The organism is Aeromicrobium sp. (assembly GCF_037719875.1).
Classification (GTDB): domain Bacteria; phylum Actinomycetota; class Actinomycetes; order Propionibacteriales; family Nocardioidaceae; genus Aeromicrobium.
Window position 1 is genome coordinate 37,575 of record NZ_JBBJMJ010000012.1, and the last position, 20,013, is coordinate 57,587.

At 64.4% G+C, this 20,013-nt stretch carries 23 protein-coding genes; all 23 read right to left on the reverse strand.

The features are described 5' to 3' along the window. Positions 1 to 25: 25 nt before the first annotated feature. Positions 26 to 808: an IclR family transcriptional regulator gene (locus tag WKF39_RS11915; RefSeq protein ID WP_340388733.1), complete on the reverse strand. Its 783-nt coding sequence runs from the start codon at positions 806 to 808 to the stop codon at positions 26 to 28. Positions 809 to 972: 164 nt separating this feature from the next. Next, positions 973 to 1,506, reverse strand: coding sequence for a hypothetical protein (locus WKF39_RS11920; protein WP_340388648.1), 534 nt, complete (start codon positions 1,504 to 1,506; stop codon positions 973 to 975). Then, complete coding sequence (locus tag WKF39_RS11925) at positions 1,503 to 1,991, reverse strand: hypothetical protein (RefSeq protein ID WP_340388650.1); 489 nt, start codon at positions 1,989 to 1,991, stop codon at positions 1,503 to 1,505. Before WKF39_RS11925 ends, WKF39_RS11920 begins: the two co-directional genes overlap by 4 nt. Beyond that, entirely contained in the window at positions 1,988 to 3,349 is a 1,362-nt protein-coding gene (locus WKF39_RS11930) for an MlaD family protein (protein ID WP_340388652.1), read from the reverse strand. Before WKF39_RS11930 ends, WKF39_RS11925 begins: the two co-directional genes overlap by 4 nt. Beyond that, complete coding sequence (locus WKF39_RS11935) at positions 3,349 to 4,575, reverse strand: MCE family protein (RefSeq protein ID WP_340388654.1); 1,227 nt, start codon at positions 4,573 to 4,575, stop codon at positions 3,349 to 3,351. Before WKF39_RS11935 ends, WKF39_RS11930 begins: the two co-directional genes overlap by 1 nt. Further along, complete coding sequence (locus tag WKF39_RS11940) at positions 4,572 to 5,786, reverse strand: MCE family protein (RefSeq protein WP_340388656.1); 1,215 nt, start codon at positions 5,784 to 5,786, stop codon at positions 4,572 to 4,574. The genes WKF39_RS11935 and WKF39_RS11940 overlap by 4 nt, the downstream gene beginning before the upstream one ends. Then, the gene (locus WKF39_RS11945) at positions 5,783 to 6,790 is read right to left on the reverse strand and encodes an MCE family protein (RefSeq protein WP_340388658.1); all 1,008 of its coding nucleotides are present in this window, start codon (positions 6,788 to 6,790) and stop codon (positions 5,783 to 5,785) included. Before WKF39_RS11945 ends, WKF39_RS11940 begins: the two co-directional genes overlap by 4 nt. Continuing rightward, positions 6,787 to 7,797, reverse strand: a complete 1,011-nt coding sequence (locus tag WKF39_RS11950) for an MCE family protein (protein WP_340388660.1) — start codon at positions 7,795 to 7,797, stop codon at positions 6,787 to 6,789. The genes WKF39_RS11945 and WKF39_RS11950 overlap by 4 nt, the downstream gene beginning before the upstream one ends. 26 nt (positions 7,798 to 7,823) lie before the next feature. Continuing rightward, a complete protein-coding gene (locus WKF39_RS11955) occupies positions 7,824 to 9,038 on the reverse strand; it encodes an MCE family protein (RefSeq protein WP_340388662.1) in 1,215 nt (404 codons plus the stop codon). Further along, entirely contained in the window at positions 9,038 to 9,925 is an 888-nt protein-coding gene (locus WKF39_RS11960; RefSeq protein WP_340388664.1) for an ABC transporter permease, read from the reverse strand. Before WKF39_RS11960 ends, WKF39_RS11955 begins: the two co-directional genes overlap by 1 nt. Continuing rightward, on the reverse strand, positions 9,922 to 10,692 hold the full coding sequence (locus WKF39_RS11965) for an ABC transporter permease (RefSeq protein WP_340388666.1): 771 nt from the start codon (positions 10,690 to 10,692) through the stop codon (positions 9,922 to 9,924). The genes WKF39_RS11960 and WKF39_RS11965 overlap by 4 nt, the downstream gene beginning before the upstream one ends. A 174-nt stretch (positions 10,693 to 10,866) precedes the next feature. After that, positions 10,867 to 11,328 carry a DUF1772 domain-containing protein gene (locus WKF39_RS11970; protein WP_340388668.1) on the reverse strand — a complete coding sequence of 154 codons (462 nt, stop codon included), beginning with the start codon at positions 11,326 to 11,328 and terminating at the stop codon, positions 10,867 to 10,869. A 37-nt stretch (positions 11,329 to 11,365) separates the two neighbouring features. Continuing rightward, positions 11,366 to 12,277 carry a fumarylacetoacetate hydrolase family protein gene (locus WKF39_RS11975; protein WP_340388670.1) on the reverse strand — a complete coding sequence of 304 codons (912 nt, stop codon included), beginning with the start codon at positions 12,275 to 12,277 and terminating at the stop codon, positions 11,366 to 11,368. Beyond that, positions 12,274 to 13,488, reverse strand: coding sequence for an FAD-dependent monooxygenase (locus WKF39_RS11980; RefSeq protein ID WP_340388672.1), 1,215 nt, complete (start codon positions 13,486 to 13,488; stop codon positions 12,274 to 12,276). The genes WKF39_RS11975 and WKF39_RS11980 overlap by 4 nt, the downstream gene beginning before the upstream one ends. After that, the gene (locus WKF39_RS11985) at positions 13,485 to 14,189 is read right to left on the reverse strand and encodes a maleylpyruvate isomerase N-terminal domain-containing protein (protein ID WP_340388674.1); all 705 of its coding nucleotides are present in this window, start codon (positions 14,187 to 14,189) and stop codon (positions 13,485 to 13,487) included. The genes WKF39_RS11980 and WKF39_RS11985 overlap by 4 nt, the downstream gene beginning before the upstream one ends. Then, positions 14,186 to 15,283, reverse strand: a complete 1,098-nt coding sequence (locus tag WKF39_RS11990) for a cupin domain-containing protein (RefSeq protein WP_340388676.1) — start codon at positions 15,281 to 15,283, stop codon at positions 14,186 to 14,188. The genes WKF39_RS11985 and WKF39_RS11990 overlap by 4 nt, the downstream gene beginning before the upstream one ends. Further along, complete coding sequence (locus tag WKF39_RS11995) at positions 15,273 to 15,908, reverse strand: MBL fold metallo-hydrolase (RefSeq protein ID WP_340388678.1); 636 nt, start codon at positions 15,906 to 15,908, stop codon at positions 15,273 to 15,275. Before WKF39_RS11995 ends, WKF39_RS11990 begins: the two co-directional genes overlap by 11 nt. Positions 15,909 to 15,941: 33 nt before the next feature. After that, positions 15,942 to 16,640 (reverse strand): maleylpyruvate isomerase N-terminal domain-containing protein, encoded by a 699-nt coding sequence (locus WKF39_RS12000; protein ID WP_340388680.1) that lies wholly within the window; start codon positions 16,638 to 16,640, stop codon positions 15,942 to 15,944. Beyond that, positions 16,637 to 17,338 (reverse strand): class II aldolase/adducin family protein, encoded by a 702-nt coding sequence (locus tag WKF39_RS12005; RefSeq protein WP_340388682.1) that lies wholly within the window; start codon positions 17,336 to 17,338, stop codon positions 16,637 to 16,639. The genes WKF39_RS12000 and WKF39_RS12005 overlap by 4 nt, the downstream gene beginning before the upstream one ends. Next, on the reverse strand, positions 17,335 to 17,670 hold the full coding sequence (locus WKF39_RS12010; protein ID WP_340388684.1) for a ferredoxin family protein: 336 nt from the start codon (positions 17,668 to 17,670) through the stop codon (positions 17,335 to 17,337). The genes WKF39_RS12005 and WKF39_RS12010 overlap by 4 nt, the downstream gene beginning before the upstream one ends. A gap of 2 nt (positions 17,671 to 17,672) precedes the next feature. Beyond that, a complete protein-coding gene (locus WKF39_RS12015) occupies positions 17,673 to 18,674 on the reverse strand; it encodes an NAD(P)/FAD-dependent oxidoreductase (RefSeq protein WP_340388686.1) in 1,002 nt (333 codons plus the stop codon). A 3-nt stretch (positions 18,675 to 18,677) separates the two neighbouring features. Then, positions 18,678 to 19,691 carry a TAXI family TRAP transporter solute-binding subunit gene (locus tag WKF39_RS12020; protein WP_340388687.1) on the reverse strand — a complete coding sequence of 338 codons (1,014 nt, stop codon included), beginning with the start codon at positions 19,689 to 19,691 and terminating at the stop codon, positions 18,678 to 18,680. Beyond that, the gene (locus tag WKF39_RS12025; protein ID WP_340388689.1) at positions 19,688 to 19,957 is read right to left on the reverse strand and encodes a hypothetical protein; all 270 of its coding nucleotides are present in this window, start codon (positions 19,955 to 19,957) and stop codon (positions 19,688 to 19,690) included. Before WKF39_RS12025 ends, WKF39_RS12020 begins: the two co-directional genes overlap by 4 nt. Positions 19,958 to 20,013 lie beyond the last annotated feature (56 nt).

Here is a 20,013-nt window from a genome sequence, read left to right on the forward strand (position 1 = left end):
GGGACCCCGCCATTCACGTCGCGGCCTATACATCCAGAACAGCAACTTGCTCGGTGAGTAGGGCCGCTGATTCGACCACCCTGGCGGTGATCCGATCTACGTCCAGGTCTGAGACCCGAGACCGAACCAGCGCCACGCTGACGGCCGCAAGAACCTCGCCATTCGGTCGGAAGATCGGCGCCGCGATTCCTGCGGATGTCGCGTCGACTTCGCCGACGCTGAATGCGTGACCCTCTGCCTTGATCAGCCGAAGCCTTGCGAGAATCTCGTCCGGATCGGTGAGGGTCGTAGACGTGAACCGTTGGAGCTTGACGGTCGTCAGCAGCTCCCGAGCCTGCGACTCGGGGAGCCAAGCGAGCAGCACCATGGCGGACGCGCCAGCGTTGAGGCTGAGTATGCTGCCTCGTTCAAACGAGAACCGCACATATTGCGCCGACGATTCCTCGCGCTCCAGGCAGATGATGGCGCTGCCCATCTGTCTGGTGAGGAGCACCGTTTGGTGGAACTCGTTTGCGAGCTCCCGCATGACGGGCAAGGCCATCTCTGAGAGCCCAAAACCCTGGCGCGCCAGGCGCGCTAGCTGCAAAACCTTCATCCCGAGCCGAAATCCGCCTCGCCCGTCCTCTGAGAGGAACTGTGACTGCACCAGCGTCTGAAGATATCGATACGCCGTGGAACGCGCGACGCCGAGATTCTCTGCGACCTCAGCCGCCGACACCTCCAGGCGATCGTCGGTGAACATCTCAAGCAGGGTCAGCGCCCGGTCCGCCGTGCTGTTGCGTTCGCGATAGCCACTACCAGAGGTCACACTTTCATTCAATCAGAGTCACTCGCTTGGCGCGAAGGCCGTCCTGACATGGAGGACTGGGAGCGGTAGCAGCCAGCGCGCGGCAGGTCCCCGGGGGCGCGGGATAGCGGTGGGTCGGGGCGCGCTTGGTCTCGGCCTCTGCTCCGGTCGTCCTGGCGACCTCGTCACACCGGCTCCATTTTGCTGATGAGCCACCGATCGCCATCCTTGTCCATCGTCAGGCGCAGGCGGCTACCACTGACGCGGGGGTCGGCGAGTTCGTCGCTTCGCGTTGTGACATTGACGAAGGTCAGCAACACGACGCGGTCACGCCCCTGCGCGACGGTGCTAGAAGCCGCGACCGAGGCATCAGTGGTCACGTTCCCTTTGGTCGCTGCCGGCGCAATCGTGGTCTTGACCAGCGAGCGGTACTCGGTCCGGAATGACCCGGTCAGCAGCGCCAGCTCGCTGTCGAGTTCCTTGGAGACAGTTCCCGGATCGTAGCTCAGCAACTTCTCGACGCTGGAGATACTCGCGTCCCGCGCGTCTGCTGACGCTTTGATTCTCTGGTCATGTCGCAGGTTGACCCACGCGACCGATGCCAATGCGACTATGAGCACACCGACCGCGATGGTCAAACTGAGACGGACACCACCGCCGGGCATGTTGTCTGGACGCTCTGTGACCTTGCCTCGTACGAGCTGCTCAACCCCGATCACGCGACGAACTCCATGCCGTTGACGAGCCAGCGTCCGCTGGACAGAACGAGGGAGACCTTGATGCGGTAGGCGCGAGCCGTTGTCGCCTCGGCCTCGTCGCTGTCGACCTCCGCGTCGGCGGCGAGGAGCACCTCAGCCTTGTCGTCACCGAAGCTCACAACACCCAGCGCGGCGACCTTTCCCGAAGCCTCGATCTTGTTCTTGGTCACTGTGCTCGAGAAGGACTGCGCAATACCGTCGAGCTGGCGTTTGAAGCTCCCGGTTGTACGCGACGACATGTCCGCCAGCCGCTCCTCGACGGTGCCTGCGCTCAAAGATGTGAGATCCACGACTTGGGCTCTGGCGACCTTCAGGGCGGAGTCTCGTCGGGTGTCCTCACGCCGATGGGAGTTCCATGCGGCTCCCTGCCACACGAACAGGGCGACCAGGACCACGGCGACCACTATCAACACCGCCGGCTTGACGTTGAGAATCCGGTGGATCATTTGATCAATCCTTCCACGTACTTTTGCCACGAATTCGCGGGCGCGTCTCCGCTGGAGTCCACGAGGAACAGGCGGCCATGTGGCGCAATCAACCTGGCCATGTCGTCGCCGGCATCGCCCAGGCCCTCCGCCTCGAGAAATGCTGTGCGCCTCACGGAGGCCTTGTCGAACACCAGGCCACACATCACCGCGGTGGCCCCGCGTCGGGCGGGGTTGTTCGGGCAGGGCTGGTTTCGCGCGCCTCTGACGACCCGCGGATCGTCGGCCGCCACCTTGCAGTATGAGTCCTGCGGAATGGGCGCAGGGCCAGTGTCGGTATACGGCGAACGTTCCTTGCCGGAGTCTTCGAAGCCGGTCGTGCACGGTTGGGGGTCGTTGACGTTGCCTTTGAAGTAGAGATTGAGCTCCTTGCGACCGGCGGCCTCGAGGTCTTGATCCGGCCGCGTGGAGGCGACCGTACCAGCGGCGATTGCAGGCAAAATGGTGATGATGTGCTCCAGGCCTGGCAAGTAGGTGCGGAGAACCTCGCCAACGGTTGCGAAGTCAGCAAGCAAGGGAGGAAGCACTGGTTGCAGCTTTGTCGACAATGCGGCGACCTCCTTCACGAGTGGGGAACCTGTTTCCAGCACCGCACGCAGGTCGCCGTCGCTGCGCCGCAGCTCTGCGGTGAAGCTGTCCAGGCTGGTGGCGAACGACCGGATCGATGGATCGAGGTCCTGCTGGGTGGCAAGCACCTTTGGAGCGTCCTCGATCAGTGCCAGTGTTTGTGGCAGGTTCTCATTGCCGGCGTCGAGCAGCGCAAGGCTCGAGTCGATGAGTAGTTCAAGATCGTCGTCGCTTTGCGCGAAGGCCGTACCCAGCTCGTCCACAGTGGTTCGGAGGTCGTCCTGCGGAACCGAGGACACGAGGTCGTCGATCGAGGTGAGGAGCGCACCCGTGCTGGTGGGAAGGGCGGTCTGGCTCTCAGGCACGACACTGCCGTCCGTCAGGGACGCTCGGGTGGCACCTGCAGGTGGCGGGACGAAGTCGACGTACTGTTCGCCCAGCGCGGACACACTGCGAACCTGAGCCTGCGCGTCCGCGGGTATGTCGGCCTCGTCGTCAATGCTGAGGGCAGCCACGGCCCCCCCGCCTGCGCGGACATCGATCGACGTCACGGTGCCAACTTCCTCGCCGCGATAGCTGACCTTCGCGCGCGGATACAGACCGCCGGCTTCAGCGAGCTCGAGCTGCACGTCATCGCGGCCGAAGCCCAGGATGGACGGCAACTTGATGTAGTTGAGAGTCATGATGACAACGGTGAGGACAGTGACGCCAATGAAGGCGATCAGCTGCAGCCGAACGAGGTTTGACAGCATCACGAACCCCCAAGCAGCGTGTCGAGGAGACCCTTGGGAGCGGGCTTGGGCGTGCTGGCGGTGCCGGGAGAATCTCTGCGTGAGTTCGGCTTGTCCGCGAGATCCCCAAGGATCTTCCCGGCCTCGCCCCCTTGGGCCTTGAAGCCGGCCAGCGGATCTTCGGCATCGTCGATGACGCCCGTGGGCACTGATCCGAGAAGGCCGGTGAACAGGCCGTCCAGAGGTGTGCCGCCAAGGAAGAATCTGTCGAGCTCGGGAACAGAAAGGTTGAATGTGGCAAAGAGGTTGGCGTAGTCACCTCGGAATATCTTGTTGGCACCACTCACCGAGAAGGGGAGAGTCAAAGCGTTGAACGCCCGCCCGGTGCTCGTGCCGCCGTCCACGACCGCCTTGGTGATCGGGGTCAGAGACCTCAGATTCGCCCGTAAGTCTTCCTCGACGGTCGTCACGACACGGTGCGTCGTGTCACCTAGCTTCCCGATCGCCCTCAGCGCAGCGACCAAGTCTTCCCGCTCGGCAGCAAGAGTTCTGACGCCGTCGGGCAGATCGACGAGGGCCTGGTCGACGATATCGCTACGCTTTGAGACCGTCTTTGCGAACGCATCCAGCTCTGCGAGGGTGGCGATGATGTTCTCGCGCTGGTCGTCGAGAGTCCGCACGAAGGTGCGGAGCTCACTGACGTAGGAACGAACGACGTCTTCGCGTCCACCAAGGGTGTTGTTCAGCTCTCGCGTGATGGTGCGAACTTGAGGCAGTCCTCCGTTGTTGAGCAACATGGCGGCACCGGCGAGCACCTCCTCCGTCTCGGGGTAGCGGCCTGTGCGGTCGAGGTCGATGACGTCGCCCTTGGCCAGAAACGCTTCATCGGCGTTCGAGGGCGCCGACAGCTCCAGATACTCGGCCCCGAGCAAGCTCTTCTGCCCGATCTTTGCTGTGGCGTCAGCCGGAACCCTCGCATCGGACTCGAGGCCTACCGTCAACTTCGCCTTCCACCCATCGAACACTATCGATCGGACGGAGCCAACGACCACCTCGTCGAACCGGACCTCGGAGTTCGCCACCAGGTTGGCTGCATCCGCGAGGTAGATCGTGACGGTGGTGGCATCCGATCCCCCACCTTTGCTGAGCGGAAGTGGAATGGAGTTGACCCCCGTGAAGCCACATCCCGAAACGGCGAGAAGCGCCGACAGGACAACACCGGTTATCGCTTGCCGTAGTGGCCTCACGGCGATCCCTCCAGGGCCGATTCCAGTTGCTTCAGGATGTCTGCACGGTCAGTTTGTGGGTTGGGGTTGGCGCCCGATCCTGCTCCAGCCTCGCCGGGCTCGACCACGCCACCGCCTGTCCCGCCGTCCGTGGGGGGACGCAAGCCGACGGGCGGGGCATTGACCTTGAAGTATTTGAGGATCGGCCCGAGAGCCTGCCGGCACATCTCTTCGGTTCCGCCGACCGAGTACAAACCCGAACAGACGAAGTTCGCGGGATCGCTGAGGTTGGACAGTGTCAAGATGCCCGTGGGCCCCGGAACACGCGGGTCGAGGATGCCGTAGAGGTTCGACAGGGCGCCCGGCGCTACCTGGAGGAGGTCGGCCAGCGGTTGCGGGTTCTCGCCTAGCACCGACGTCGTGCTGCGCAGGGTCTGGAGCGTGCTCGCGGTGACGTCCTTGTTGCTTTTCAAGAACTTCCGCACATCGACGAACGCTGAACGCAGACGAGCGAGGGCTGCTGCGAGCTGGGTTCGGTCCTCGGCCAGGACACCTGACACGTCTGCCAGTCGGGTATTGAACGAGCGCACTTGACGATCGCTGCTGTTCAGCGCCGTCACGAACACCTGGAGATTGCGCACCGTCGCGAACAGTTCACCGCGGTTGTCGGACAACGTCGAGAGCGCCTCTGACACTTGGGTGATCGTCGTTCGGATGTCATCGCCTTGCCCGTCGAGGAAGGTAGCGCTTGTCCCGACCAGATCGCTGAGTGCGCCGTTCTGGTTCGAACCGTTTGGTCCGAGGGCTTCGCTGAGACGTATGAGCTGGTTCTTGATCTCGTCCCACTCGACCGGCACCGCGGTGCGCGACTGCGGGATGACATCACCGTCACGCAGCCTTGGCCCTCCCGTGTAACGGGGACCAAGGGTGATGGCACGCACAGAGATCAACGAAGTCGCAACCTGTGCCGCTTTGACATCTGCTGCCAGTGGCTCATCGGAGGAGACTTCCATTTCCACCCGAACATCGCCGCGGCGCGAATCGATCGCCGTGATCTTTCCGACTGGAACCCCGATCACGGTGACGTCGTCTCCCACATACAGCCCCTTGACCGATGGAAAATGGGCAACGACGGTCATCTTCGGGGTTTGCATCACCACGAGGGCGGCGCCAGCGAGTATCGCGGCCACGGTCACGGCGACGGTCCGAAACCAGGTCACGTGCCGCCTCATGGCGTCTGCTCGATGTCGCCGAGAAGGTCAGGAAGGATGGGCACGACATTGGTGGCGGTGAGGTTCTGGACATAAGCCGCGAAAAATGGACCCGAACCGACGGCCTCACCGAGGCCGCGCACGAAGCTGCCCACGTTCTGCACGGCGAACTCGAGCGAGTCTCGATTCTTTTCAAGGATCTTGACCGCCATCTTCAGCTGTGTGAGCGCTGGCTTGAGTGTCTTGGCGTTGTCGTCGGCGAGTCCTTCGAGCTGCCGCGCTGCTGCTTCAGTGTTGCGCAGCAGCGCACGCACGACTTCGCGTCGCTGTTGCAGTTCACCCAGCACGGCACTGCCGTCGGTCATGATGGCTGTGATCTCCTCATTCCGATCTGCCAACACCCGCGACACACGTGTCGAACGCTGTAGAAGACGGGCCAACGCCTCGTCCCTCTTGGTGATGCTGCGTGAGAGATCAGTGACACCGCTCAGGGCTGAGCGGAACTCCTCGGGGGTTTGGGCCAGGATCGTGCTGAGTGACTCGAATGACTCGGCAACCTGATCGACGTCGAGCTCGGCGTTGTTGGTCGTCAGATCTCCCAGAGCAGTGTTGACGGAGTAGCCCGGGTCGGTCCGTGAGACGGGGATGGACGAAATCTTGCCGGCCCCACCCGGGCTGACGGCCATGAACTTGCGCCCGAGCGCGTTGGCGCTCTTGACCTCTGCCCGACTGCCGTCGCCGAGGTCGACGCCGTCGACTGTGAACGAGACCTCGACATACTTTTCGCCCAGCGTGACACCACGAACAGAACCGACCTTGACGCCGTCGACGCGTACGTCGTCGCCCTCACGCACTCCGCCACCCTCGATGAAGTCGGCCGTGTACTGCCCGGAGGCGAACAGGACCTGCAGGTTGGAGACATTCAGCGCCAACGCCACAACGAGGACAACCATCGTCAGACCGACCAAGCCGATGTTCGCAGCGGGCAGCTCGCGGAGCTGGCGGCCGTCGAACAACGCCTTCATCGTTCTCCCGCCTTGTACGTGCAGCGGTCGGCCGTGCTTTCGGCACCGGGCAGATAGACGGGGCTACCGTCACCGGTATCGATGCGTACGCGTGCGCCGCAGAGGAAGAAGTTGAAATACGATCCATAGGCGCCGGCCCGGCCGAGCTTCTGGATAACGGTCGGCAGCTCGCCGAGCGCTCTGTCCACGACATCTCGCTCTTGGAGCACGTTCCGCGACACTTTTCCAAGTTGATTGACGTTCGCTTTGATGTCGGCCCGGTTGTCGCCGACCACTCGCGCGGTGTCCGCGGCCAATGTGTTGATGGACGCAAGCGATGCCCCGATGGACTTCCTGTCCTTTGCGAGTCCATCGAGGAGGTCTGACAGACCGACGATGAGGTCGTCGAGGTCGCCGCGGCGGTTGTCCACGACACCCAGCGCACTGGACAGGTTGGTGATGACGTCGCCTATCAGCGCGTCCCTCTCGGCGATGTGGGTGGTAAACGAGCCCACACTCCCAAGGAGGCTCTCAACGGATCCCGCCTGTCCCTCGGTGACGGAGATGATGCTGGACGTCAACTGGTTCACCTCGTCCGGGTCGAGCGCCTGCATCAAGGGATCAAAGCCAGCAAAGAACTGGTCCAGATCCAAGGCCGGTTGGGTGCGTGAAAGCGGGATCGTCGTGCCCGGCGCAAGTCGGCGACCACTTCGGCCAACCGCCTCCCGCAGGTCGAGGAATCGGTCGCCCGTGAGATTCGCATAGCGGATGCGGGCCTTCGTCGCACTCGTGACCGGCACTTTGGAGGACACTGTCATCGTCACCAGAACTCCCCCGCCACGGTTCAACTCGACTGACTTGACGGTGCCGACCGGCACCCCCACAGCCCTCACGTCGACCCCGGTCTGCAGCCCCGAAGCGTCTGAGAACACTGCGCGGTAGGTGCCGGAGTCGTCCAGCCGCACTCGGGCGAAGGTGAGGCCGACGATCGTCGTCATGAGACTGGTGACCGCCACGAAAATCAGCACCACCAGCAACGTGCGACCCCGGATCCTCACGGCACGTCTCTGTTCGCCAGGTCGTCCAGAAGAACAAGCAGCCCACTGTCGCCGAAGAAGTCCGCGAAGCCGCCTTCGTAGACCTGCACCGGGGTCTGTGGGTCGGCACCCGGGTCGTTGTCGTACACCCCTTCGGTTCCGTCCTTGAAGTTGATGTGGGGTGGGTTGGGCTTGGCCGCGGTTGGCAGGGGCTGACAGGTGGGGCCGACTCCGGTGATGAACTTCGGCAGATTCTTGCTCGTCCGATAGGGATCTTGGGCGGGCAGGAAGCCAGATGTCGTCTGGACTCCCGGCACGTCCTTGCCCAGCACGTCCTCGAGGCTTGCCTGCGCCGCATCCAGACTGGTGATGATGCAGGTGATGGCGGGCGCGAAGTCTCTGAGCAGACCGGTGACCGGACGCGCTTGTCTCAACGCCGCCGCGAGCGGCTCTTCAGTCGTGTCGACAAACTCTTCGATCGTGCCCGCTGATGAGACGGAGTCGTCCAGAAGGTCGTCAAGCGCTCCACGCTTGGACGCCACGGTTCGACTTGTGGTCCCGGCTTGGCTCAAAGTGTCGATGAGCTCTGGGGACGCCTGCTTGTACGTTCGCAAGACATCGTCAGAACGCTCGATGTTCTCCCGCAGCTGCGGGAGCCGCCGGTTGAACACACGGAGGTAGTCGCGCGACCCTTCGAGGAGTTCTCCGAGCCTCTCGCCTCGCCCATCAAGCGTTGTGGCCATCGTCGTGAGCGTCGAGTTGAGCTGGGCCGGGTCGATTGAACTCACGAGGTCGAGGGTTGACTCGAACACGTCATTGACCTCGACGGTCGTATCGGAGGCTCGAATGACCTCGCCGGAGCGGATCGATGGCCCTGTCTTGCCGCGCGGAACATCCAACGAGATGTACTTGGAGCCGAACACAGTCGAGGCTTGAATCGTCGAGGTGGCACCGCTTGGTATGTCCTTGGCCATGTCACGGTCCAGCGCCACCTCGATGCTGACCCGGCCGCGGACCGAGCGAATTGACCGCACCTCCCCGATCGGCACTCCGAAAGCACGCACATCCGACCCCTCGTCGAGCAAGAGGCCAGCGCGATCAGCATCGACGGTGACCATCGTGGTCGATACGAATGCCTTCTCATAGATCCCGAGCATCAGCACGACAAAAGCCATGACGAGGGCGATCCCGGCAAGGCCGAGCAGGCGTCTACGAACCAGAGTCATCGTCATCAACCCGAGATGTTGAGCGTGTCGGTCGACCCGTACAGGGCGAAGCTGAGGAGCAGATCGGTGAACAGGATGACGACCAACGACAACCGCACGGCTCGACCCACGGCTTGGCCGACCCCGGCAGGTCCACCCGAGGCAGTGAACCCGTAATAGCAATGGATCGTCATGATGACCAGGGCCATCCCGAGGACCTTGACGAACGAGATGATGATGTCGGTGGGGATGAGGAAGGTGCTGAAATAGTGGTCGTAGGCTCCAGTGGACTGACCGAATCCGACCGTGACAATGAGGCGCGTGAACACCCACGAGGAGAGCAGCGCCCCGGCAAAAATGGGGATGATCGCCACGGAGCCCGCAATGATGCGGGTGCTTACCAGGAACGGGATGCTGCGCACCGACATCACTTCGAGAGCGTCGATCTCCTCAGCCACACGCATGGCGCCGAGCTGGGCAGTGAATCCGGCGCCGACTGTGGCGACCAGGGCTATCCCCGCGATGACAGGGGCGACAAGGCGCGTGTTGATATAGGCCGAGATGAAACCGGACAGCGCTTCCACTCCGATGTCGGACAGCTGGGAATATCCCTGGAGGCCGACTTCTATGCCGGTGAACGCCGTCAGGAAGGCGACCGTCACAACTGTTCCCCCGATGACCGCGAGGGCGCCGGTGCCAAAAGTGACGCCAGCGATCAGCCGCACGATCTCGCGTCGGTGTCGGGTCAGCGCATAGGGGATACCCGCGAACGCTGCAAGATAGAAGTGGACCTGGTCCCCGGCCGCGTCCAGACCCCTGACGGGGGCCTTGGCAACGGTCCGCACCCCCGCGGTGATCCGTCCATCCCTCAACTCATAGGTCGAAGGTGGCAAGGCCTCTTCGTCGATGGTCATGTGCCGCCGCCGATCTGTAGGAAGACCGTCGTCAGCACAGTGTTGATCACGAGCAGGAGCATCAGAGTGAACACCACAGTCTGGTTGACCGCCTCGCCAACGCCCTTGGCTCCGCCCTTGACGTTGAGCCCGAGGTAGCACGCGACGAGAGCCGCGGTCAGACCGAAGGCAGCGGTCTTGATGAGACTGAGCACGAAGGCGCTAAAACTGGTGAGGAGCGTCAGATTGGAAACGAACAGACCCGGACTTGCGCCGAGCACGAGCGTCGAGAATATGAATGTTCCGACAAGACCGACTACGGCCACGACCCCGTAAAGGCTCACCGAGACCAGTACGAAAGCCACGATTCGCGGAGCGACCAAGCGGTGCGCAGGGTCCAGACCGAGCGTCCGGAGCGCGTCAATTTCATCCCGGATCGTACGAGATCCCAGATCGGCACACACCGCCGTCGCACCGGCGCCTGCGACAACGAGCACGCTACAGAACGGGCCGAGCTCCTGAATGACCGCGAATCCCGCTCCGGCCCCAGACAGATCGACAGCCCCGATCTCGGCGAGCAGCTGGCCGAGGAAGAACTGGACCAGGATCGTGAACGGGATGGTCACGAAGATCACCGGCAGGAAAGAAACGCTCGCGATGAAGACCGTCTGCTCGAGGAACTCCTGGGTCGGAAACGGCCGGCGGAAGATTGCCCGGATGGAGTCCCCGGACAGAGCGAAGAAGTCGCCGGCGTGGCGTAGTGCAGGCGAGTTCCTCACTGATGCCACGGGTAAACCTCCTTCACATTCAAGCCGCCCGATCGCCATATCGGTGTCATGACGCGCAATCCCAAATTACCACGAATCCAGCACATTTCCTGTTTAACAGGATATAACTCCTATATATCCGGACACCCTTTGATCGCCCTTCGGTTCGTGGGCCCCGCCCCACCAAGCAGGTCCTCATCCGGCAAAGGTGGTTGCGAGGACCAGCGCGATCAGCGCCGCAACCGCCGGTACGACCCTGGCGAGATGGAAGGCCCGCCACCTCTCACGCAACATCTCTACGTTCGGCGGAGCCTCGCCCTCCTCGCGCCGCCGGAACTGCGCGTTGATGCGCTCGGGAACGGCGAGGGAGATCACAATCACCACGACGATCAGCGCCGCTCCCACCCAAGCGAACATCGACGCCGTTCCACCGGTGCTCGTTGCATAGACCGCCGACCCGGCGATCGAGACGATTGCCAGGATCGGCTGCAGCGGATCAACGCGACGAAGAGAACGCCGAAAGTCCACGACGTACTGGTCGGTCGGCATGCGCGACCAGAGGTTCACACGCTCCACGGCGAAACAAGCGATGATGCCCGCCCAGATCGCCGCCGGGACCAGCATGACGATGGCCGCGACCCGCTCGACCGTTGTCATCGACGCCCCTCGACTCGCAGCGTGCGGAGTGGGTGGTTCATCGGGCGCGCACCGGTGTGACCTCTTCGGGCGGCTTGGGGCCCCTCTGCGCGCCTCGAGTCGGACAGCTCACCGCTCCGTCACTCGAGACTGCGACCTCGAGCCGGCCCAGATGGGTGACTTCGACGGCAATGCGGTCGCCGTCGAAGACCTGCCCGATACCGGCCGGGGTCCCGGTCGTGAGAATATCGCCCGGTCGGAGCGTCATGACCGACGATGCGTACTCGACGAGCCGAGGGACGTCCCAGATCAGGTCGCTCACATCGGCGTCCTGGCGTAGGACGTCGTTGACCCAGGTCTGCAGCCGCATGTCGTCCGGAGCGCCCGCCTCATCAGGGGTCACGAGGTAGGGACCGACCGGCGTGAAGCCGTCAAAGGACTTCCGGGTGGACCGATCCTCGCCGCCGCGCATCGTCATGTCGAGCAGCATCGTGTAGCCGGCCACGTAACCGAGCGCGTCGTCGGCAGACACATGCGAGGCCGTGCGACCGATGACCAGCGCGAGCTCACCCTCTTGGTCGAAGCGGCGGTCGGAGTACGGAAGACGCACGGTGCCCCCGGAGCCCATGACTGATGACGTGGCTTTCAAGAAGATGCCCAGCGCATCGATGTGATAGTCCTCCTGCATCTCCGCCTGATGGGCCCGGTAGTTGACTGGAGCGGCGATGATCTTGGCGGGATCGGGCACAATCGGTGCCAGCCGCACCGATGACAGCGGCAGCCGCTCGCCGTCGAGATCGCCCAGGAAGGTTGCGGGCGAGTCGGTCATTGCGAGCAAGGCCCGCATCGGGCTCACCAGCCCGAGAGGCGCCTGTCGTTCGACACAGTGGGTCATGTCGACGACGTCTTCACCGTCGACCACGCCCAATCGGTAACTCTCGTCCGGGCCGAAAAAGGTGGTCAGCTTCATCGTCGGGTCTCCATCTCTTGTTCCACGGGGCCGAGAAGGCTCGCGAGTGCGTCGTCGTACAGCCATGCCAGCTCGTTGTAGTCATCGGGCGCCCGCATTCGCAGGTAGCGATCGCGATAGGCGCCCAGGATCGGGTCGGTGGTGTGCCATGACTCCCCCCATGGCCGGGCCGAACGCTGACAGCGCGTCGTCCGAGGCACGCGAAGAGCGTCATAGCGTGCCAATCCCGAAAGGTCGTCGACCTGTCCGCCGAGCGTCGCTGCGAGCGTCAGGCCGTCCTCGAGTGCTTGACAGGCTCCCTGACCCAAGTACTGGAGCATCGGGTGCGCAGCGTCGCCAATCACAACCGCCCGCCCCGCCACGAACGTGCCCAGCGGCTCTTTGTCGAAGTTGGGGTAGGCCGTGGCCTCTGCGTGTGCAGCGACCGTGCTGCGGACCTCGTCGCACATGGGGCTGAAACGCTCGAGCAACGCGTCGCTGCCCCACCCGTCTTGCTCCTCGCTCGCGTCCGAGACGCGAAAGACGGCAACCTGGTTGTACATCGTGCCGCTCCGCACCGGGTATTGCATCAGGTGCACGTTCGGACCGATCCACAGCCTGACATCGGACTCGTCCTCCGCCGCGGTGGTCGCCTTGATCGGCGTTGCGCCCCGGAAGGCGACATAACCACTGAAGACGGGGTCGTCGTCAGCAATGAGCGTGCGAACCCTTGAGTTGAGACCGTCTGCGCCCACCACCAGCTTGGACGTGAGCTCGTGGCCGTCGTCGCAACAGACTCGCACCCGGTCGCCGGTGTCGACGACCTGGGCGACGGTGCGGTCATTCTCCAGCGAGACGAGGGGATGCGCGCGGCATGCCTCGAGCAGAGGTGAGAGCACGTCGTTGCGATGCAGCACGACGTACGGATAACCGAAACGCTCGCGGAATCCGTCACCAAGGTCCAGCGTGGTCAACGTTTCGCCCGTCAGCGCACTGGAGACGACCCCGCGCCGCGGGAACACCGCGGTGGCATAGACCTCGTCGAGCAGCCCGAGTCGATCGAGTGCGCGCACAGCGTTCGGGCCCACTTGCAGTCCCGCACCCACCTCGGAGAACTCAGGTGCCCGTTCGAGGACGTGCGCGGGCACGCCGGAGCGTGCAAGCGCAAGCGCCGTGCCAAGCCCCCCGATCCCTCCGCCGACGACAATGACATCGTGAGCTTCTTGGGTCATGACGGCTCCTCCACGCTGGACAGATGGGCACCGACCGGCGAGGTGGTCGGCTTGTCTTGATGGCGGCTGGAACCGCGCAACATGCGGCGAACGATCGAGGCCGGAGATCCGCTCAGCGTCGCCCCCCGCCACTCGACCTGATGGTCATCACCACGCCTGTTGATCGATGCGCTCTGCTCGGCGACGAGACGATCGATGAGTGCCGGCGGGAAGTCGCCGAATGTGCCGCCCGAGCCCAGGTCGACTGCCGCGAGCCACGTCTGCCGTGCACGAAGCCACGGAGTGCGCGAGATCGGCAAGGGAGCACCCTCATCATCGACCCCCTCCCCGCTCCAGTTGGCGGCCGGCAGGTCGCGCCACTCGACCGCGAGGTGAACGGCGGTGTGCTCGACCAAGTGCCGAAGCGCACGTGGAGGAAGGGTGGCACCTGAGGAGATCGCCGCCTCTCGCTCGCCGACGGCGAAGGTGATGGCTTCTCGACGCTTCTCACGAACGGCCTCGACTAGGGTGGCCCACCCACGAGCGTCACAGCCGACTGTCGCGATCGTCGTACGACGATCATGCGGCGCGGCTGGGTGCCCCGGTTCGTCGTAGGCCCGCTCGGGCAGTTGCGCGAGCACGCGCAGGAAATAGGCCGTGCCACGGTGCGCGAGCATCAGGTCGTTCCTCGGTCCGCCCAGCGCCGTGCGTGCTCCCGTCATTGCTCGACATCCACGATGTGGGTTCTCGCGAATCCCAGTCGCTCGATGACGGGGCCGTCGTTGAAACGGAACAGGTCGAGCTCGGTCTCCGCTTCAATCGACCAAGGGACCCACGACGGGACGACGGCGAGGTCTCCCTTCTCCATCACATGTCGGGCTCCGTCGATCACGAAGACTCCGCTGCCCTCGAAGACCTGCCAGACCGAGGAACCCACTTCGTGCCGCGTTGGCGCCGTCGCTCCCGCTCGCAGGCGATGAAACTCCGCTCGCAGGGTGGGCATGACATCCCCACCAGTAGTCGGGTTGACGTACCGGATCGCCGCGTGTCCCTGCTCGACCGTTGCAGGGTGCCCCTCGTCCTCCAGTCTGAGCTGCTCCGCCAGAGCCTTGTCGGTGTATTCCCAGCGGTAGGCGGCGATCGGCGAGCTGACCCGATCGTCCAGCCCTGAGAGCGGTCGCAGCCCGGGGTAGGCCCACAGTCGCTCCGACCGCGAGAACTCCGGACTTGACTCATCTGTGACCCGCTCGGTCCCGTACTCGAAGAAGCCGACGTCGATGTGGTCGGACAACGGCACGTCGAGTCCGTCGATCCAGGCCATCGGAGAGTCGGAGCCGTTGTGGTGCCCGTGGAAGTTCCACCCGGGGGTGAGCAGGAAGTCGCCTCGTCGCATCGCGACTGGATCGCCGTTGACGACAGTCCAGACTCCTTCACCTTCGACGACGAAGCGGAAGGCATTTTGAGAGTGGCGATGTTCTGGCGCAGTCTCGTGCGGACCGAGGTATTGGATCGCCGCCCAGATCGTAGGAGTGGCGTATGGGACGCCCCCGAGACCGGGATTGGCGAGTGCGATCGCGCGCCGCTCTCCCCCACGGCCGACGGGCACCAGATTGCCGGATCGCTCTGCGAGCGGATACAGGTCGTCCCACCGCCAGACGTGGGGCACGGCATCCGAGCGCGGATGGAACGACAGCACTTCCGACGCCTGGGTCCACAGCGGGGCGAGGTGATGGGCAGAGAAGTCCGCGTAAAGTCGCTCGAGCTCCGGCGTCGATTCGAAGTCGGCGTTCTGCAGGTCGGCCATGTCAGAACTCACGCTCGACTCCTTCCTCCAGGACGACGAGCTCGGACGGAACCAGGTTGCGGAGCAGGCCGTAGTGCAGCTGACGGTGCACGTCGGCAAGACCGCCCTGATGGATCGGGACAATCACTCGGGGAGCGACCGCCCGAGCGAAGTCGACCGCCTCGGCGATCTTCATCCACGGTCCTCCGACCGGCAGCAGGAGCACGTCGACCTTCCTCGGCTCTGCGTCGAAGGCGTCGCCGGGATGCCAGACCTCGCCATCGAGGATGAAACCCGTGTTGCTCACCGAGGGAAGGTCGGGATGGATGGACGCATGTGTCTGACCGGTGAGCTCGATGCGCACCCCTGCGACCTCAAGTGCGTCCTCGTCAGACACCTGCCGGTCGCCGTCACGACTGGCGCCAGCCTCGGCGGAGGCATCGGCATTCGCGACCAGCACGACGTTCGGATTGGCGTCACGCAGCGCGACGAGTCGGTCGGCGTCGACGTGGTCGGGATGAGCGTGCGTCACGAGGATCAGATCGAGGTCCTCGAGATCTTCAAAACCGGTGGAGTATGCCCCAGGGTCGAACAACGCCCTGACGCCGCTCGGGGTCTCCACCAGCACGGCGGCGTGTCCGAAGTGGGTGATCTTCATCGATCTGTCTCCTCCAAGTTGCATGTTGTGGGTTCAGAACCAGACTCGGCGGTCCCGAGGGGGCAGGTCTGCGGCGGAGCCGGAGCTGATCTGGGCGAGGCGACCGGAGGCCCATGCGAGCAGCGCCCGAGCATCGCCGGTGAGCACCGTCCTTCCGTCCTCCCGTGCACTCGAGATCAGCGGTTGGTCCGGTCGAACGACGAAAAGTAGGTCGCTCATCTCGGCCGCAAACACTGAGGAAAGTCGTGACACTGCGACGGCAGCTTCCTCGTGCGAGACGGACTCCCAGGATCGCTGGAGGTCGGCATGGTGGACCACGAGCTGGATGAGACGCCGCGCCGGCACTTCGCGGACGCCATGAGCGAGCGATGACCAGTCGTGCACGCCCGCCATTGCCGCCTTGAGACGCGACGACGACTCGACGAAGTCCTCGATCAGCACGGCAGCAGGGCGCAATCCGCCCGGATCAACCTCCCACTGCCTCTCGCCGTCGAGCGGCGGCACGGGAAGCCCGGTCGCCTCGAGGAGGGCATCTGCCATCCGATCGGCCTCGCGAGACAGATGGGTGATGACGTGACCGCCGGTGAACCCGTCCAGGACAGGTGCGAACTGCAGATCGATCTCGAGGAACCCGCCGAGCACGCTCGCGAGCAGCGCCTGCGTCTCGCGGTCTATCGATCGGATGACCAATTCCTGCTCGACGGCGAGGGTCGGTCCGGGCGCGTGATTCATCGTGCCGCTCCGGAGCGGGTGAGGTAGCCGAAGCCGGCCTCGAGCTGGGAGTTGTTCCAGACTTCGCTGCGCTTGTGGACCGTCTCCTGCTCATCTGACCAGATCTTCGGGCCCCCAGCAGCGAGCGCGGTCAGCTCGATGCGGCACGCACGCTCGAGCAACACCGAGTACATCACCGCTGTCGCGACGTCGGGGCCGACCGTCACCGCTCCGTGGCTGGGCAACAACAGTCCGTTCGCATCGCCGAGCGCCGTGGCCGTGGCGTCACCGAGGGCGGCCGTCGAGATCAACGATCCCCCAACAGTCGTGAGCCGTGGGATCTGGGGATATGTGAAGGGGACCCCATCGTGCGACAGAGGGTGCAGCGGCACGTCGAGCGACGCGAAGGCCGCGAAGGCGGGCGCGTGGGTGTGAACGACCGCGTTCACGTCAGGACGGGCTCGGTAGATCTGGGTATGGATCGGGTGCTCGAGGTGCCGGCGGCCCGATCCTTCGAGCACCTCACCTGTCCAGGAGACGAGGACCACCCGGTCGCTGTCGACCTCCTCGAAGCCATGCCCCGAGGCCTTCATCCACACACCCCGTCCACCGCTGTCGCGGACGGACGGGTGTCCCCAGATCATGTCGGCGAGCCCCGCTGCGGCGAGGGCTGAGCAGGCGGCAACGACGTCCTCGATCTGACGGTGCGAAGTGGTCACGATTCCCCTCCCCGCTGGGTGACAAGCGGGGTGTCCACACCGATCTTGCCGAGACTCGACGCGCCGCCAGGACTCCCGATCGGCTCGCCACGGCCGGGAAGAGCGAGCTCGAAGAAGTCGCTGTTGTCGACGGCCCAGACCCGATCATGCCCGTCGTTCGGCGAGGTGATTGCGCTGACCGGGCACGCCGTGAGGCACGCGCCGCAGTCGATGCATTCCACCGGTTGGATATAGCGCTTTTCCTCACCCTCGTAGATGCAGTCGACGGGACAGACGTCCACGCAAGAGCCATCCATCTCGTCGATGCAGGCCTCACCGATCACGTACGTCACGTCTATCCCCTCGACTCTGTCGCCAACATCCGCGGCAGCTCGGATGAATGCCCGGGAAATAGGTCCTCGTCCGGACGCAGGACGACGGCGATGTTGTTGACGGCTGTCGCTGCCTCGCCGAAGCCCACCACCATGAGCCGGACCTTGCCCGGATAGTCGGTGATGTCACCAGCGGCATAGACCCGCGAACGGCCGGTCGCCATGTCCGTGCCCACCTCGATCTGACGTCCCTTGATCGTGAGTCCCCAGTCGAGCAACGGTCCGAGTGATGCGATGTGGCCAAGAGCCGGGATCACGATCGACGCAGGAACGGTCTCGATGCCGTCCTGATCGGCCGCCTTCACCAGAACCCGCCGAACGGACGGCGCCCCGGTGATCTCCAGGATCTCGGCATCGGTGATGATGCGACAGCCGGAGGTGCGCAGCTCATCGACAGAGCTCTCGTGTGCCGTAAAGCGCGCGCGCCTGTGGACCAACGTGACCGTGTTCGCACTGTCCACGAGCATGTTGGCCCAGTCGACTGCGCTGTCGCCGCCACCGACGACCACGACGTCCTCTCCGACATACTCCTCGGCAGGAGCGACGACGCGGTGGATGCCGTCGCCCGTGTAGGCGTCCACCGCGGGGAGCGGTCGCGGCGTGAAGCGTCCGATCCCCCCCGTGATGAGGACTGCGCCACAACCGATCTCGGTGCCGGTGGAGGTCGTGACGACGACGGAGCCGTCTGACTGGTCGTCAATCGTGGCGCATTCCTCGCCGAGCATGATCTGGGGCTGTGCGCTCCGGGCCTGCTCGACAAGCCCGGAGATCAGGTCTCGCCCCTTCACAGCCGGCATCCCGGCGATGTCGTAGATGAGCTTCTCGGGATAGAGGGCCGCGACCTGTCCACCGAGGTGGGCGAGACTGTCGACGAGCACGACATCGAGGCCGCGCATGCCGGCGTAGTAGGTCGCGAACAGGCCCGCTGGCCCTGCGCCGACAATCAGGAGGTCACAACGGATCATGACTCAGGTCCACATCAATCCGTCGGTGAGTGGGCCCGAATCCGCCAGGTCCAGGTAGGCCCGTGCGGCCCCGGCGTGGAGGGGCACTGGCGTCTTCTGCATCTCGGCGGGATCGAGGGGATATCCGACGGGAGTCCGGTCAGGAGGCATGTGCTTGTACTGCCCCTCGAGCGCGAGTCTCGTCTCGACCATGCACCAGGTCGTCAGGTAGGCAACCTCGTCGTCGAGGTCCTCGCAACACAACAACAGGAAGTCGGCGAAGTCGAGGGTCAGCAGGTCCTTGTCGAGCGATGGGAGGTATCCCGCCTCCACGACGGCGCTCGGCCACCCGAGTGCTGCGAACCCGTCGAGCACGTCGTCACCCCATTCGAGATAACGGACCGGGCGACGCTCGGTGATCCGCTGCCACGCGGGCATCATCACGGCCTCCTGGATCAGCACGTTGATCGAACCGGTGGCGAACGCATGGATGAGCGGGAAAGGTCGCTCCTCGTAGACGAACGCAGCGCCGTCCCGTCGGAGCTGCGCCGGGTCGGCGCCCGCCAGCTTCAGTCCGTGGTGTGCTGCCAAGCCGATCGCGTTGACGCCGTCGTCGGCAGATGTGCCGATGACGAGGTCAGCCGCGACGGCGGCCAGATCGGCGACACAGTGCACCGGCAGTGCGGCGTCCACGGCGACGACGAGCCGGTCCCGGTGCGCGATCTTGCCGAGGGACCGAAGCCACGGCGCCGCCGGGTTATCGGTGGGTCCGGCACCCTCGAGGAGCAAGCGTCCTGCCGCGGCGGGTGTGACCAGCGCGATGTCGACGCTACCGTCGCGCAGCGCATCGACCGCGTCGATCCCACCACGGCCTGCGTGGATCGAGAACTGAGACTCGCGGGGGGAGCGGTCCCCGACCTCTTGCGCGAGCCACCCGGATATCCGGGTGAGGTTGGCCTGCCCCCAATCAGCCTTGAACCTCAGGTTGACCGGAGACGAGAGATGAGGCCCGGCCGCCTGAGTGTTTGCCGCGGTCACTCGTCCGGGATCGCGTTGAGCCCGGCCGCATCGACCGAGAAGTGGACCTCGGTCACCGTGTCCACGGGCCACCCGATGCGGTCGAACTCCTTGCGGACTTCCTCCTCGGACTCGGACTCGTAGACGGTGACGATGTATCCCAGCTCCATGTTGATGAAGCACTGCTGGAACTCGGCGTAGGTGTTCTGCTTGATCTCGGGCACGTAGGAGGAGACCTCCTCAGGTGCAAGCGGGGGGGCCTGGTGGACGCTGACGTAAACGGTCATGGGTGTCTCTTTCCTGCGATGGGATGAAGCGGGGGTCTTCGTTCAGGTGGGAGGGT

What these genes read in the sequence shown, in the direction of transcription:
- WKF39_RS11925 (WP_340388650.1), bottom strand. Translation starts at nt 1,991, where the DNA reads ATGATCCACCGGATTCTCAACGTCAAGCCGGCGGTGTTGATAGTGGTC.
- WKF39_RS11930 (WP_340388652.1), bottom strand. Translation starts at nt 3,349, where the DNA reads ATGCTGTCAAACCTCGTTCGGCTGCAGCTGATCGCCTTCATTGGCGTC.
- WKF39_RS11940 (WP_340388656.1), bottom strand. Translation starts at nt 5,786, where the DNA reads ATGAGGCGGCACGTGACCTGGTTTCGGACCGTCGCCGTGACCGTGGCC.
- WKF39_RS11945 (WP_340388658.1), bottom strand. Translation starts at nt 6,790, where the DNA reads ATGAAGGCGTTGTTCGACGGCCGCCAGCTCCGCGAGCTGCCCGCTGCG.
- WKF39_RS11955 (WP_340388662.1), bottom strand. Translation starts at nt 9,038, where the DNA reads ATGACGATGACTCTGGTTCGTAGACGCCTGCTCGGCCTTGCCGGGATC.
- WKF39_RS11960 (WP_340388664.1), bottom strand. Translation starts at nt 9,925, where the DNA reads ATGACCATCGACGAAGAGGCCTTGCCACCTTCGACCTATGAGTTGAGG.
- WKF39_RS11970 (WP_340388668.1), bottom strand. Translation starts at nt 11,328, where the DNA reads ATGACAACGGTCGAGCGGGTCGCGGCCATCGTCATGCTGGTCCCGGCG.
- WKF39_RS11975 (WP_340388670.1), bottom strand. Translation starts at nt 12,277, where the DNA reads ATGAAGCTGACCACCTTTTTCGGCCCGGACGAGAGTTACCGATTGGGC.
- WKF39_RS11980 (WP_340388672.1), bottom strand. Translation starts at nt 13,488, where the DNA reads ATGACCCAAGAAGCTCACGATGTCATTGTCGTCGGCGGAGGGATCGGG.
- WKF39_RS11985 (WP_340388674.1), bottom strand. Translation starts at nt 14,189, where the DNA reads ATGACGGGAGCACGCACGGCGCTGGGCGGACCGAGGAACGACCTGATG.
- WKF39_RS11995 (WP_340388678.1), bottom strand. Translation starts at nt 15,908, where the DNA reads ATGAAGATCACCCACTTCGGACACGCCGCCGTGCTGGTGGAGACCCCG.
- WKF39_RS12000 (WP_340388680.1), bottom strand. Translation starts at nt 16,640, where the DNA reads ATGAATCACGCGCCCGGACCGACCCTCGCCGTCGAGCAGGAATTGGTC.
- WKF39_RS12015 (WP_340388686.1), bottom strand. Translation starts at nt 18,674, where the DNA reads ATGATCCGTTGTGACCTCCTGATTGTCGGCGCAGGGCCAGCGGGCCTG.
- WKF39_RS12025 (WP_340388689.1), bottom strand. Translation starts at nt 19,957, where the DNA reads ATGACCGTTTACGTCAGCGTCCACCAGGCCCCCCCGCTTGCACCTGAG.